Here is a 1,474-nt window from a genome sequence, read left to right on the forward strand (position 1 = left end):
TGTACCTTTGTATCCTCTTATTTTTCTTCCTATCCCCTATTTATTGAGCGGATACGGCAATCAATCAGATGTGTTTAAACAGGTCTCAATAAAATTTAGACTATACTTTATGGACACTTTACACAGAATTTAAGCTTGATTGATATTAGTAGATATCTATCCTTTGGCGTGTAAGTTAGAATGCCATTAGAAAACTAAAGCTTAGATACTGTTAATTAATAAAAATAATGTTGATTTCACAACGTGGCATTATCACCTATGCTTACGGAGCATCTTATTATCTAGAAATGGCAAAGTCATTAGCACGTTCTCTACGGCTTCATTCACCAAATGTTCCGCGTGCTATTGTTACCGATCGTGAAAATGATAAAGATTTACTAGAGCTTTATGATTGCATCATAAACATTAAAAATGAATACGGTTCTAACGTAAAGCAAAAGTTTCACCTCTATGACTATTCTCCATTTAAATATACACTTTGTATTGATAGTGATTGCATAGCAGTGAGGGATATTAACTTTATTTTTGATGATTTTAAAGGCAGAAGTTTTAGTGTGGCAGGTAATGTATATCTTCAGGCAGGTGATAAAGATACATTCATTGATGTAAATGACACACTCAAACGATTTAATCTGAAAAAATTACCTAGATTTAATGGAGGTCTCTATTATTTTGAAAAAAACGATACTGCTAAGGCCTTTTTTGAAACAGCACTAGAATTGGCAAAAGATTGGGAAAAGCTAGGTATTAGCGAATTTCGTGGTGATGGCCCTAATGATGAACGTATTTTTGGTCTAGCTATGATGCTACACAATCAAAGTATGTTTGAAGATAATGGTCAGATGATGCGAACACCTATCGGTCTTCGTGGTTCTTTTAATATAGATGCTATTAAAGGTAAATCTACTTTTCAAAAATACAATCAGGTGGTGTCTCCCGCTCTTGTACACTTTGCCTGCGTTTGGGGAGAGCATCCCGTATATCATCGTGAAGTAGCAAAGTTAAAAAACCTAGAAAAAGGTTCAGTTAAGCAGATCAATTCCAATATATTTTCCGCAATTCAATATAAGTTTGGCTATCAGATTGCTTTATTAAGATATATAGCTAAACGTGTACCTAAAAATCCTAAATATATTCAAGCTAGAGTGAAAAAACTTTTGATACAATTGCCTGAGTTGGTTAAAACTAAATATAAAGTTGAGCCAGTTCATAGCAAATAAAGCTTGCTAAAACTCTGCATTCCTTTGTGCTTAATTTAAATTACTCAAAGGCTGCTGTGGTTATTTTCTATAAAGCTTGAATAGTGTATAATGTGCTGTCTGAAGTTCAGGCAGCACTAACAAAGTGTAATAGCGATCTCGCCTCACATCCTTCGCTCCTGACAGGTAATATAAATTATATTTTTGTGAAAGCTACAAGGATTAGACCTCTTGCAAAAGTCCCTAACACCCCACCCCCAACCCCTCCCCGCTTG

Annotated in this window: 1 protein-coding gene; it reads left to right on the top strand. The window is 34.8% G+C overall.

Features of this window, described 5'->3' with window-relative positions:
- Positions 1-227: 227 nt before the first annotated feature.
- The gene (locus ACM0OX_RS35590; RefSeq protein ID WP_414519915.1) at positions 228-1,220 is read left to right on the top strand and encodes a hypothetical protein; all 993 of its coding nucleotides are present in this window, start codon (positions 228-230) and stop codon (positions 1,218-1,220) included.
- Positions 1,221-1,474 lie beyond the last annotated feature (254 nt).

It is taken from the genome of Nostoc sp. PCC 9305 (assembly GCF_963920915.1).
In the GTDB taxonomy this organism is placed as follows: domain Bacteria; phylum Cyanobacteriota; class Cyanobacteriia; order Cyanobacteriales; family Nostocaceae; genus Nostoc.